This is a genomic window from Ruegeria sp. CJ9, from assembly GCF_056536625.1.
The window spans coordinates 876543-889877 of sequence record NZ_JBQFPY010000001.1 but is presented as its reverse complement, the minus strand read 5'-3'; the positions used below and the strand labels follow the sequence as shown (position 1 = coordinate 889877).

At 58.3% G+C, this 13335-nt stretch carries 11 protein-coding genes and 1 tRNA gene; 4 read left to right on the top strand and 8 right to left on the bottom strand.

The annotated features are described in order from the left end of the window. Positions 1-67 precede the first annotated feature (67 nt). The 4 genes from ACR0AJ_RS04460 to ACR0AJ_RS04445 all read left to right on the top strand — a co-directional run bounded on the left by ACR0AJ_RS04460 (position 68) and on the right by ACR0AJ_RS04445 (position 5074). Positions 68-142: transfer RNA gene (locus tag ACR0AJ_RS04460), tRNA-Gly, on the top strand. A 128-nt stretch (positions 143-270) separates the two neighbouring features. After that, positions 271-2091 (top strand): ABC transporter transmembrane domain-containing protein, encoded by a 1821-nt coding sequence (locus tag ACR0AJ_RS04455; protein ID WP_480687154.1) that lies wholly within the window; start codon positions 271-273, stop codon positions 2089-2091. 157 nt (positions 2092-2248) lie between these two features. Next, a complete protein-coding gene (locus ACR0AJ_RS04450; RefSeq protein WP_480740177.1) occupies positions 2249-4138 on the top strand; it encodes an acyl-CoA synthetase in 1890 nt (629 codons plus the stop codon). A gap of 12 nt (positions 4139-4150) precedes the next feature. Beyond that, positions 4151-5074, top strand: a complete 924-nt coding sequence (locus ACR0AJ_RS04445) for an alpha/beta hydrolase (RefSeq protein WP_480740176.1) — start codon at positions 4151-4153, stop codon at positions 5072-5074. A gap of 4 nt (positions 5075-5078) precedes the next feature. Here ACR0AJ_RS04445 and ACR0AJ_RS04440 read toward each other — a convergent pair whose 3' ends face one another. The 8 genes from ACR0AJ_RS04440 to dtd all read right to left on the bottom strand — a co-directional run bounded on the left by ACR0AJ_RS04440 (position 5079) and on the right by dtd (position 13323). Next, positions 5079-5915, bottom strand: a complete 837-nt coding sequence (locus ACR0AJ_RS04440) for an alkaline phosphatase family protein (RefSeq protein ID WP_170347925.1) — start codon at positions 5913-5915, stop codon at positions 5079-5081. A gap of 150 nt (positions 5916-6065) precedes the next feature. Continuing rightward, entirely contained in the window at positions 6066-7703 is a 1638-nt protein-coding gene (locus ACR0AJ_RS04435; protein ID WP_170347926.1) for an ABC transporter ATP-binding protein, read from the bottom strand. After that, on the bottom strand, positions 7700-8515 hold the full coding sequence (locus ACR0AJ_RS04430; RefSeq protein ID WP_170347927.1) for an ABC transporter permease: 816 nt from the start codon (positions 8513-8515) through the stop codon (positions 7700-7702). Before ACR0AJ_RS04430 ends, ACR0AJ_RS04435 begins: the two co-directional genes overlap by 4 nt. After that, positions 8512-9468, bottom strand: coding sequence for an ABC transporter permease (locus ACR0AJ_RS04425; RefSeq protein WP_170347928.1), 957 nt, complete (start codon positions 9466-9468; stop codon positions 8512-8514). Before ACR0AJ_RS04425 ends, ACR0AJ_RS04430 begins: the two co-directional genes overlap by 4 nt. Positions 9469-9483: 15 nt before the next feature. Further along, entirely contained in the window at positions 9484-11070 is a 1587-nt protein-coding gene (locus ACR0AJ_RS04420; protein WP_480740174.1) for an ABC transporter substrate-binding protein, read from the bottom strand. A 259-nt stretch (positions 11071-11329) separates the two neighbouring features. Beyond that, positions 11330-11731, bottom strand: coding sequence for a hypothetical protein (locus ACR0AJ_RS04415; protein WP_170347930.1), 402 nt, complete (start codon positions 11729-11731; stop codon positions 11330-11332). A gap of 51 nt (positions 11732-11782) precedes the next feature. Then, positions 11783-12886, bottom strand: coding sequence for a glycerate kinase type-2 family protein (locus ACR0AJ_RS04410; RefSeq protein WP_170347931.1), 1104 nt, complete (start codon positions 12884-12886; stop codon positions 11783-11785). Continuing rightward, positions 12886-13323 (bottom strand): D-aminoacyl-tRNA deacylase, encoded by a 438-nt coding sequence (gene dtd, locus ACR0AJ_RS04405; protein ID WP_170347932.1) that lies wholly within the window; start codon positions 13321-13323, stop codon positions 12886-12888. Before dtd ends, ACR0AJ_RS04410 begins: the two co-directional genes overlap by 1 nt. Positions 13324-13335: the final 12 nt, after the last annotated feature.

The following is a 13335-nucleotide window of genomic DNA, read 5'->3' as shown; positions in this document are numbered from 1 at the left end:
AATTGATTTCCTGCGCCGAACGGCGCTTGACGACACCAGACGCATCCCTTAAACCGACCTGCGCTGAGCGGGCGTCGTATACTGGCTATTACCTCAGCCTTCCAAGCTGATGAAGCGGGTTCGATTCCCGCCGCCCGCTCCAAATCAGCCCCGAAATTCTGCGTCAAATGGCCCTTACAGGCTGTGAATTGGTGACGCGCTGCTTGACCCCGCCGTCTGCTGCCGCCAAGAAGCGACCACCTGATTGCGAATTTGAACTAAGGGCCACGCATGGCAAGAACCGCCCCAGCCAGTCCAGCACAACAACCCGCACCCGGCGCCAGTGAAGAGCGCGCCCGGTCCAAGAAAATTGGCGTTCTGGCGTCGTTGTGGCCCTTCATGCGCCCCTATCGGATGTTGATGGCCGGGGCGACACTGGCGTTGGTGCTGACGGCAAGCATGACCCTTGCCCTGCCACTGGCCGTGCGCCGTGTGGTTGACAATTTCCGCATCGAAGATGGCGAGTTGTTAGAGTGGTACTTTCTGGCCGCGCTGGGCATCGCCGGGGTTCTGGCCGTGGGCACCGGCCTGCGCTATGCGCTGGTGACCCGGCTGGGCGAACGGGTGGTCGCCGATATCCGCGAGGCCGTGTTCGACCGCGTCATCGGAATGAGCCCCGAATTCTACGAACGTATCATGACCGGCGAGGTCCTGAGCCGGATAACCACCGACACGACGCTGATCCAGTCAGTGCTTGGCTCGTCTGTGTCCATCGCGCTGCGCAACATGTTGTTGTTCTTCGGCGGGCTGGTGTTGATGCTGCTGACATCGGCCAAGCTGACAGGTTTGGTTTTGTTGTTGATCCCGGTGGTGGTGGTGCCGATTTTGGTGCTGGGGCGCCGCCTGCGGGTGATCAGCCGCGAAAATCAGGACTGGATCGCAGCCTCGTCCGGTAATGCTGGTGAGGCACTGAGCGCGGTGCAAACGGTGCAAGCCTTTACTCATGAACAGGCCAGCCGCAAGCAATTCGCGGATATGACGGAAACGTCCTATGTCGTTTCGCTGCGGCGTATTCAGACGCGCGCGGTTCTGACCGTTATCGTCATCTTTTTGGTTTTTTCGGGCATTGTCGGTGTGTTGTGGATGGGCGCAAATGATGTCCGCAACGGCGTGATGACCGAAGGCGTACTGATCCAGTTCGTGATCTATTCGATTATCATGGCGGGTTCTGTGGCGGCCTTGTCTGAAATCTGGAGTGAATTGCAGCGCGCCGCAGGCGCAACTGAACGACTGGTGGAATTGCTGAATGCACAGGACACCGTCACCGATCCGTCCAATCCCAAGACGCTGCCATTACCGGTTCGGGGTGAGATCCGCTTTGACGATGTGACCTTCCGCTATCCGTCACGCCCCGATGTTGTCACGCTGGAACATCTGTCATTGCAGGTTAACCCCGGCGAGACGGTTGCATTTGTCGGCCCCTCGGGGGCGGGGAAGACAACCGTCATCCAGATGATCCAGCGGTTTTATGATCCGGTCTCGGGGCAGGTCAGTCTTGATGGCGTCGATCTACGTGACATCGACCGGGCCGAGTTCCGCCGCCACATGGCGCTGGTGCCTCAGGACCCGATCATCTTTGCCTCTTCAGCGCGTGAAAACATCCGGTTTGGTCGTCTGGACGCCACCAATGCCGAGGTTGAGGCCGCCGCCCGGGCCGCCGCCGCACACGATTTCATTTCGGCTTTGCCCGAAGGTTACGACAGTTTCGTTGGTGAACGGGGTGTGATGCTGTCTGGCGGGCAAAAGCAACGTATCGCCATCGCTCGTGCGATCCTGCGGGACGCGCCGGTACTGCTGTTGGACGAGGCGACCTCGGCGCTGGATGCCGAAAGCGAGCGTGCGGTTCAAGGCGCTGTCGATCAGATGCGCGCCGGGCGCACCACGTTGATCGTGGCGCACCGGCTGGCGACGGTAAAAAAGGCTGACCGGATCGTGGTGATGGAGGCCGGCCGTATCGTGGCGCAGGGCACCCATGACGATCTGGTGGCACAGGACGGCCTGTATGCCAGATTGGCGCGTCTGCAGTTCACCGACGGCATGGCGGCAGAATAAAGTGACGCGGGGGCAGGGCAATTCGCTCCGCAGCGTAATTCTACCTCTTTCCGGGCTTCACAGCTAAGCCCTTTCTTGATCATGCACAGTTTTGCTTCCATCTTGGCGGTGGATACAAAACCCGTGCCGGACACGGGAGAGATAAGGGAGGAGTCATATGGCCTTTGTGGGTTTGGAAGACAAGGCAAGGATGGAGCAGGAAATGCCGTGGGAGGACCGCGATGTTCCGGTCACCTTCCATCAGTTGTTGTCGCGCACGGCAAGCAAGTTCCCCAACAGCAATGCGATCAGTTTTCAGCTTTTGTCCGGGCCGACCGACAAGGCTGAAACGCTGACCTGGTCCGAGCTGCAGGGTAAGGTCAACCAGGCCGCCAACCTGTTCCGCTCGCTCGGGGTCGGTGAAAAGGATGTGGTGGCCTACGTGCTGCCCAACAGTAACGAGACGCTGATCACCATGATGGGTGGCGCGATTGCGGGGATCGTGAACCCTATAAACCCGTTGCTGGAGCCCGAGCAGATAGCCGCGATCCTGCGCGAAACCGGCGCCAAGGTCGTGGTTACGCTGAAATCCTTCCCCAAGGCCGATGTGGCGCAAAAGGTCGAAGAGGCCGTGCGCCATGCGCCCAACGTCAAAACCATTCTTGAGATCGACCTCAACCGCTATTTGACGCCACCGAAATCTTGGCTGGTTCCGCTCCTGCGTCCCAAGATGGGCGACAAGGAACATCTTGCGCATGCGGATTATAAGAGCTTCAACAAGGAACTGGCCAAACAGCCTACTACGCTGACCTTCGAGGACAGCACCGAAGATCGTGTCGCCTGCTATTTCCACACCGGCGGAACCACCGGTATGCCCAAGGTGGCGCAGCATAAATACTCGGGCCTGATCTACAACGGCTGGCTTGGAAACACGCTGTTGTTCTCGGACGAAGACGTGATCATGTGCCCATTGCCCATGTTCCATGTCTTTGCTGTGCATGTGATCGTGATGGCCGCGGTGTCGTCGGGCGCGCATGTGGTCTTCCCGACCCCTGCTGGGTATCGGGGCGATGGCGTGTTTGATAACTTCTGGAAGTTGATCGAGCGCTGGAAGGTCAGTTTCATCATCACCGTCCCCACCGCGATTGCCGCCAAGATGCAACGCCCGGTGGATGCCGATATCTCAAGCGTGAAAACAGCCTTCTCGGGTTCGGCCCCGCTGCCGGTCGAACTGTTCCGCCGGTTCGAAGAAGCGACGGGTGTGACCATCGTCGAAGGCTATGGACTGACCGAGGCAACCTGTCTAGTGTCGTGCAACCCGGTGGATGGCGAAAAGAAAATCGGATCGATCGGGATTCCATTCCCCTATACGGATGTGAAAATCCTGCAGGACGGGCCGGACGGTCCCAAGGAATGCGGCGCGGATGAGATCGGCGAAATCTGTATCTCGAATCCCGGCGTCTATGCCGGCAACACCTATACCGAGGCGGACAAGAACGTTGATCTGTACCATTTCGACAAGTACCTGCGCACAGGCGATCTGGGTCGGTTTGACGACGATGGGTATCTGTGGATCACCGGCCGCGCCAAGGACCTGATTATTCGCGGCGGCCACAATATCGACCCAGCCGAAATCGAAGAGGCTTTGCTGGGCCACGATGCCGTTGCCTTTGCCGGCGCTATTGGTCAGCCCGACGCGCATTCGGGCGAGGTGCCCTGCGCCTTTGTAGAACTGGTCGACGGGGCCAGTGTGACCGAGAAGGAATTGATGGAGTATTGCGGCGTGCATGTTCACGAACGTGCGGCAAGACCCAAGCACATGACCATTCTGGACGAATTGCCGAAAACCGCCGTGGGCAAGGTCTTCAAACCCGAACTACGCAAGCAGGCAATCACCCGCATCTATAATGGCGCGCTGGAAGAGGCCGGGCTGGACGCGCGCGTCGTATCCGTGCTTGACGACAAAAAGCGCGGGCTTGTCGCGCAGCTTGACGCGAACGGCTGCTCGGACGACGATGTCGGTAAGGTGCTGGGAACGTTTACCCGGCCATGGGAATGGGCTGCCTGACCGGGAGGGACAATGGACTATGAACGTCTGATTGATGAAGAGACTTGGGCGTTCATTAGACGAACGGCTGAAAGCTATCCTGATGACGCTGTCGACCTTTCGATCGAAGATCAGCGCCGTGTCTACAACAAGATGTGTCAGGACTTTCGCCAACCCCGGCCTGCAGGTCTGGATGTGCAGGACAGGTCCGCCAATGGCGTGCCTGTCCGGGTTTACACCGCCGGAGATCCGACCCGAACCGTCGTCTATTTTCATGGCGGCGGTTTCGTCGTTGGTGGGCTGGATAGCCATGATGACGTTTGTGCTGAGATTTGCGTTCAGACCGGGTATCGGGTTTTTGCCGTAGACTATCGCCTGTGCCCCGAACATGTGCACCCGGCACAGTTTCAGGATAGCTGGACCGCAACGAATTGGGTGGTGCAGCAATACGGCGACCCGTTGATTTTGGCCGGTGACAGCGCGGGTGGCAATCTGGCCGCCGCGGTGGCGCAGCACGCACGGGGGCGGCTTGATGGAGTGCTGGGGCAGGTCCTAATTTATCCCGGTCTGGGCGGGGACACATCCACAGGGTCATATATCGAGCACGCCCAGGCACCGCTTTTGACGCTGGAAGAAATCCGGTTCTACGAAAAAGTGCGCTGTGGCGGACCTGCGCCGCAGAACGATCCCACGTTTGCGCCGCTGCAGGATCAAGATTTCTCGGGCCTGCCGCCTACTGTGGTGGTCACCGCCGATTGCGATCCGTTGCGCGACGATGGCCTGGCCTATTGCACTAAGATCACCGAAGCGGGCGGGAGGGCGCATTGGGTGAATGAGCCCGGCCTTGTGCACGGGTACCTGCGGGCGCGCACCTCAGTGAAACGCGCTGCAGACAGTTTTGAACGGATATCAGTTGCGATCGAGGCGCTGGGCCAGCAGATCTGGCCCTACGATTGATCCGTTACTTCAGGAAAGGCTTGGCTTTCATCGTCTCGGCGATCGGTGCGCCCATGCGGTTCAGGATCGTGGGTGCCAGTTGCAGCTGGTCGATCACCGCATCAGCCTCGGGGCCTTCGGCATCGCCGAAATAATACAATGCAGTTTCCTGCTGAAGCGGGCTGCGCCCGCCATGATGGCCACGTTCGTCCTGACCGTGATCGGCGGTCACGATGACCTCATACCCCAGTTGCCGCCAGCGCGGGATGAAAGGGGCCAGCATTTCGTCCATGACAAAACAGGCGTGGTCCATTTCCTCGCAGTCGTGATGAAACCGGTGACCCATACTGTCCAGCGTGCAAGTGTGCAGGACGCCGTAATCCAGCCCAAAGCGCAGGCACAGATTGGTCAGAGTGCCAAACAGATCAACGTCCGACGGCGTCATCTGGTTCACTTTGCTGTAGCCGGTCATTGAGTGGAACCGGCCATGGTTGATCGTTTTGCTCTCGGGCTCGTCATATTCGACGTCACGGACATAATCGAACGGGTGACGGTTGAAGAATTGCGACCAAAAGCTGTGGGTCACCGCCCCGGTCACGCCGCTCGCTTCGCGGACTTGGCTGAAGACGTCCTTGTGGCTTAGGCGGAAGACGTTGCCGTTGCCGGTACAGCCATGTTCCTGCGGCGTGACGCCGGTGTGGATCGAGGCATAGCAACTGGCCGAGATCGATGGCAGCACCGCGCGATGCTTCCAAACCTGCGCCTCGCCACTGTCGACCCACCCTTCCAGATTACCGAACAGGCGGCGAAAATTGCGCCACGGAACACCGTCTAGAATGATGAGGAGGAGTTTTCGGTCCATTCCCTGACCCTTTCTTAAAGTCCCTCAGGCGACCCTAGGGGATTCGTTGCATATGGGCTGCCTGTTCCCGCCCCCAATAGCAAAATCCCGACACCTGTCATCAGACAAAGCGCCGGGATTTTCAGTTTTTTCAACCTGTCGCGAACCGGGTCAGTTCCCCGCACTCTCCATCTTGCGATGGGCGACAACCTCTTCCAGCCAACCCAGATGCATCTCGGGCACCGAACTGAGCAGCAGGTCGGTATAATCGTCGAACGGTGGGCTCAGCACCTGGCTTTTGGGACCATAGCGGACCACGCGGCCCTGATACATCACCGCGATGCTGTCGCTGATCGCTCGAACCGTCGCCAGATCGTGGGTGATGAACAGATAGGCCACGTCCTCGATCTTTTGCAGGTCAAGCAACAGCTTGAGGATGCCGTCCGCCACAAGTGGATCAAGCGCCGAGGTGACCTCATCACAGATGATCATCTTGGGCTTGGCTGCCAGCGACCGCGCGATACAGACACGCTGTTTCTGACCACCGGACAGCTCGGCCGGATAGCGATCCATGAACTTTTCGCCCAGCTCGATCTCATCCAGCAGTTCGATGATCCGCTTGCGCTTTTCCGCGCCGCGCATGTTGAAGTAGAACTCCAACGGACGCCCGATGATCGTGCCGACGGTCTGGCGTGGGTTCATCGCCACGTCAGCCATCTGATAGATCATCTGCAACTCGCGCAGGTCTTCGCGGGTACGGCCTTTCAGATCGCCACTGAGCTTGCGACCGGCAAAGGTGATCTCACCATCGCGCGGCGGCAGCAGGCCGGTGATTACTCGCGCCAGCGTGGACTTGCCCGAACCGGATTCGCCCACAACAGCCAGCGTTTGCCCCGGATGAAGCTCGACATTTACGTTGTGCAGCACATCGAAATTCAACCCTTTGTAGCGCGCGGTGATGCCGTCGACGCTCAGCACGGGATCTGGTGTGGGTTTCTTTTCTTCGTGCTCGATCGAGCGGACCGAGACCAGAGCCTGCGTATACTCTTCCTGCGGGTTGTTGATGATCTGGTCGGTATTGCCATACTCGACCGTATTGCCCATCCGCAGCACCATGATGTCGTCACTTACCTGCGCCACGACCGCAAGGTCATGGGTGATGTAAAGCGCGGCAACGCCGGTGTCTGCAATGGCCTCTTTAATGGCCATCAGAACGTCGATCTGAGTCGTCACGTCCAGCGCGGTGGTGGGTTCGTCGAACACCACCAGATCAGGTTCGGGGCATAGCGCCAGCGCCGTCATGCAGCGCTGCAGCTGACCGCCCGAGACCTGGTGCGGATAGCGATCACCAATGTTATCCGGATCGGGCAGACCCAGCTTGGCGAACAGTTCCCGGGCGCGGCCTTCGGCCTCTTTGCGGCTGAACTTTTTCTGTTCGACCGCGGCTTCAACCACCTGATCCATGATCTTTTTAGCGGGATTGAAGGAGGCTGCGGCGGATTGGGACACATATGTGACTTCACCCCCGCGCAGCTTGCGGATATCGCCATGGGATGTCTTGAGGATATCGCGCCCGTTGACCCAAACCTCACCACCGGTGATTTCCACGCCACCCCGGCCATAAGCCATCGAGGCCAGGCCGATGGTCGATTTACCGGCACCGGATTCGCCAATTAACCCCAGCACCTTGCCAGGCGCGAGGTCAAAGCTGACCCCGTGCACGATTTCGATGTCATGGGGTTTTTCACCCGGCGGGTAGACGGTCGCGCCGATTTTGAGGTCGCGGACCTTAAGAAGGGCTTCTGTCATCCCCGGCCTCCTTTCAGCGATGTGGTACGGTTCAGGACCCAGTCAGCCACAAGATTGACCGAGATCGCCAGCGTTGCGATGGCGACAGCAGGGTAAAGCGCTGCGCCGATGCCATAGACGATGCCATCCTTGTTTTCCTTCACGATGCCGCCCCAGTCCGCCAACGGCGGCTGAACGCCCAGACCCAGGAACGACAGGGTCGAGACAAACAGAACCATGAAGATGAACCGCAGGCCCAGTTCCGCAACCAGCGGCGACAGGGCGTTGGGCAGGATTTCACGGAAGATGACCCAGACCTGGCCCTCACCACGTAGGCGCGCGGCCTCGACATAGTCCATGACCGCAATATCCACGGCAACGGCGCGGGCCAGACGATAGACACGGGTGGCGTCCAACAGGCCCATGACAAGGATCAGAACCGGGATTGTCACCGGCACCATGGCCAGAACAACCAGCGCAAAGATCAGTGTCGGGATCGACATGATCAAATCCACCGCGCGCGACATGACCTGATCGGCCCAACCACCCAGCACCGCGGCCAGGAAACCAAGGATGGACCCGGTCACGAAGCTAAGGATCGTGGCCGCCGTGGCGATAAAGATCGTCGTGCGCCCGCCATAGATCATCCGGCTAAGAAGATCGCGGCCAATGTTGTCGGTACCCAGCCAGAATTGCGAGCTGGACGGCTCCCATACATCTCCCACGACCTCTGCCATGCCATAAGGAGCCAGCAGAGGGGCGAGGAGGGCGATGATGAAGTACAGGGCTGTAAAGGCCAGCCCGATCATTGCAGAGATAGGGATGTTCTTCATTTCGGATGCCTCAGCCTTGGGTTGGCCAGAATGGCAACAATGTCTGCAATCATGTTCAGTCCGATATAGATCGCGGCAAAGATGACGCCGCAGGCCAGAACCACCGGAACGTCACGCTTGGTCACGTGGTCCACAAGGTACTGCCCCATTCCGGGATAGACGAACACCACCTCAACCACGACGACGCCGACGACCAGATAGGCCAGGTTCAGCATCACCACGTTGACGATGGGCGCGACGGCGTTCGGGAAGGCGTGGCGATAGATAACTTGAAAATTGCTCAGACCCTTCAGCTCTGCGGTTTCGACGTATGCAGACTGCATCACGTTCAGGATCGCGGCGCGGGTCATGCGCATCATATGCGCCAGAACAACGAGCGTCAGAACGATAACGGGCAGAGCGATCGAATTCAGCTTTTGCCAAAAGGACATGCTGTCATTGATCATCGCCAGCGGCGAGAACATGCCCAGCTTAACGGCAACGAAATAGACCAGCACGTAACCGATCAGAAACTCGGGGATCGAGATGGTTGTGAGTGTAACCGCTGAAATCAGCTTGTCCGGCCAGCGGTTGCGATAACGCACGGCCAGCAGGCCCAGAAAGATGGCCAGCGGAACCGATACAACGGCGGCCCAGAAGGCCAGAAACAGCGTGTTGCCCAGACGACTGCCAATAGAGTCAGCAATATCCAGTTTATTGGTCAGGGATTGACCAAGATCACCCTGAACAATGCCGCCCAGCCATTCGAAATAACGGGTCAGGGCGGGCCGGTTGAGGCCCATTTCCTCGCGCAGGTTTGCCAGCGCCTCGGGGGTTGCAGCTTGGCCTAGGACCGCTTGCGCAGCGTCCCCAGGAAGGGCTTCGGTGAGGCCGAATATCAGAGCCGATGCACCGAAGAGAAGCAGGAATCCCAGCGCAAGGCGCTGGGAAACCAATTTAATGATAGGATGCATTATCCGTGGGCCCTATCAGGAGAACCACATCTTGCGCGACATGTTGCCATTCATCATCTCTTGGGTCGGATCGTTTTCCCAACCTTCCAGCTGATTAGTGACGCCTTCGACAAAGTCATTGAACATTGGGCAGATCAGGCCGCCTTGGTCACGGACCATCATGCCCATCTTGCTGTAGATGTCCTTGCGTTTGTCGTTGTCCAACTCAGCGCGCGCCGCAAACAACATCTCGTCGAATTTTGGAACCTTGAAACGGGTATCGTTCCAATCAGCACTAGACAGATAAGCGGTTGAGTACATCTGATCCTGCACCGGACGACCGCCCCAGTAGGAAGCACAGAAGGGCTGCACGTTCCAGACTTCGGACCAGTAGCCATCGTTGGGTTCGCGCTTGATTTCCAGAGGGATACCGGCCTGTGCTGCTGTTTGCTGGAACAGGGCCGCAGCATCCACGGCACCTGGGAAGGCGCCATCTGCAACGCGCAAGATGATCGGCGAACCGTCATGGCCCGACTTCTTGTAATGCTCAGCCGCTTTCTCAAGGCTGAACTCGCGCTGAGGAATTGAACCATCAAACAGCGGGTATGCCGCGTTTACAGGCATATCGTTACCAACTGTGCCGTACCCGCGCAGAACCTTGTCGACTAAGTCCTGACGGTCAATGGCGTGTTTCAGTGCCAGACGTAGTTCGTTGTTGTCGAACGGCGCGGTGTCGCAGTGCATGATGAACACATAGTGCCCGCGTCCCGCCGTCGAATGTACGGTCAAATTCGGTGCACGACCCAGCAAGTCAGCAACCTTCGGCTCAACGCGGTTGATCGCGTGAACCTGCCCACCCTGGAGAGCAGCCGTTCTGGCGGTCGCATCGTTGATGACAATTACTTCGACGCTGTCGAAATTTCCGAAGTCGGGATTCCAGTGGTTTTCAAACTTCGTGTACAGGTGACGTACACCGGGCTCATCCACTTCTACCTTGTATGGTCCAGTGCCGATACCCGCACCTGGGTTCTCCATACCGCCGTCTGGCTGAATGATCAGGTGATAGTCGGCCATTAGATAGGGAAGGTCGGCGTTTGGTTCTGTCAGGGTGACTTGGAAGTTATCGCCATCGGCCTTCATTGACTCGATGCCTTTCATGATGCCCAGAGCACCGGACTTCGAATCTTCGTTTGAGTGGCGCTCCATGGTCTTCAGCACGTCTTCACTGGTCATGGTCTTGCCGTTGTGGAATTCGACGCCCTGACGTAGTTTGAAGGTCCAGACTTTGGCATCCGCGCTGCCTTCTACGCTTTCTGCCAGACGAGGTTCGATCGAACCGTCGGGTGCAACCTCTACCAGCTGGTCACCAAATTGCTTGCCGTTCTGGAATGGCACCGAGCTTGCATAGGTTGCTGGGTCAAGCGAGTTGGTGGATTCACCGCCCTGAAGACCGAACTTCAGATCACCGCCTTTTTTCGGGCCTGCCGCACGCGCGGCATCTGCAAACATGGTGCTTGCCATCGCTGCGGTGACACCCAGAGCCGCCGCTTTCCCCATGAATTCGCGGCGGGTCAGCTTGCCCGCTGTGACCTGCTTGGTCATGTGAGTGAGTTGTTCGTTCATTCAAAGATCTCCCAGTTGATTGGATTACTAGCCCTTTGCGGGCTTTTTATTGACGCATGAGTCAAAGTAGGCGCATTTCGGTCAGCCGAGCAAGGGTAAATGTCTGTCTCAATCCGGCGAATGATTTATATTTGATCGCGTGAATTGGTATCCTCCACCTGCTTTGTTGATAGCAAGCATTCACCATCAAAGGCTTTCATTTCTGCCAAAGGGTAGAATGTCGGTTCTTCTTCCTGCAATTCGCAAGACGTCCCTTTTCTCAAATCGATACCAAGCCGACTGATTTCCTGCCTGCGGCGGCATTATTCATGGCTTTGATTGCCCCGAACCTTTCCCAGACCGAGCAGCGCCACCTATTGTTGCCTAGCGCTTGGCGGGTGTAAACTTTTCTTATCAGGTCTTCACTGCTGTCATTGCCGCGCATATCCAAACGAATGTGACCACAGCCGTGTTTCGCGAACTGCAAAGGGGCCAGCGTATCCCATATCGAGACGCCGTCGCGTTTCTCAAAAAGCAGAATGCCAAAAATGGCGGGGGCAGAGGTTTTCAGAGCATGCGAGGGGCGAGACACGCGGGCCGACCGGCGACAATCATCGCGCACACTAGTGCCTACGTTGGAAAGGTCTTGCATGTTGTGTAGCGCGTTTGAGGGCGGCGTCATTCAGATATTGTCCGGGTGTTTTATAACCCGGGCAGTCCGAAAACCGTCAAATCATGTGCGGATCGCGACAAGCAAGTCCATCACGTTTGTTCCGGTCGGACCCGTCACCAGCAAGGCGCCAACGCGATCCAGATAGCTGCCGCTGTCTGCCTGTTGTAACGCCAACTCGGCGCCGTCGCCCCAAGTGGTGCCGTCGACGACAGCTCCGGCGGCTTGCGTCGGCCCGTCTGTGCCGTCGGTGCCGCCGACTACCACCGTGATTCCGTCGTACCCTGCAATCTCGCGCGCGAGTGCCAGTGCCAGCGCCTGATTGCGCCCGCCGCGCCCCGGATTGTCGGGTAGTACGACGGTTGGTTCACCGCCGAAGATCAATGCCCCTTTGGGCATGGTGCGGATACGTTCGCCAAGCGCTTCGGCAATTTTCAGGAAATCATCGTGCAGGCATTCTTCGTTGGCGTGTACCGGGATGCCGTCGTCTTTTGCCAATTCAGCAGCGGCTGCGCGGGCGTGGGCGTTTGAGGCCACGATCTGAGTCGTCGCCGCAAAGTCAACCTTACCCGGCAGCGCTCCGATGCCAGACCCGACAACATTCAGATCATCGCCCGGTACATCCGAAATCGCCAGAACGGTCGCCCTGTCGCCCTGGAAATGGGACAGCAATCCGCCCCCTTTGATCCGCGACAGCTTGCGCCGTTCCGCATTCATCGTGGTGATGTCCAGCCCTTCGGACAGCAGTTTTTTGTTCAGCTGTTCCAGATCATCCAATGTCTTACCCGGCAGCAAATCCTCGGCCAGCGAGGATGCCCCGCCCGAAACCAGCAACAACAGATGCGAGCCCGGCTTCATTACCTCAACCGCCTCGCGCAATGCCTGACCACCCTGAAGGCTGCGCGCGTCCGGAACGGGGTGCGAGGCTTCGATCACAGTCACATAATCCGGCAGATCACGCCCGTGGTCATCCTTGGTGACAACCAGTGTTGGGCGCGGGCCGAAATGCTCAAGGGCCGCACGAGCCATGGACGCGGCGGGTTTGCCGACCGCCAATATGTGATCGGGTTCGGGGACGTCCTGCAAAACCTTGGTGGTTGCTACGTGGCCACCCACAGCATCGACTCCGGCCTGCCAGATGCGAATTGCCTGTTCTTTCCTGTCCATCAGCTTTCCATCCAAATCGTGACGGGCCCGTCATTGACCAGTTCCACGGCCATATCAGCACCGAATTGTCCGGTCTCTACCGGCACACCATGCCCCTGCAACCGCTGGGCAAAGACCTCATACAAATGTTTGCCGACATCCGGTGCGGCGGCTTCGGAAAATCCCGGCCTGTTCCCGCGAGAGGTATCGGCCGCCAGCGTGAACTGGCTGATCACCAGCGCGGACCCTTCGATATCTTTCACGGACCGGTTCATTTTTCCGGCGTCATCCTTGAAGATGCGCAGCTTGGAGACCTTGGCGGCAAGCTGATCTGCCTTGGCTTCATCGTCGCCTTGCATGGCACAGATCAAAATCATCAACCCCGGTCCGGTCTGACCGATCACCTGACCGTCGACCGAGACGTTGGCTCGTGAAACTCGTTGTAGAACAGCGCGCAAAATCGTTCTCCG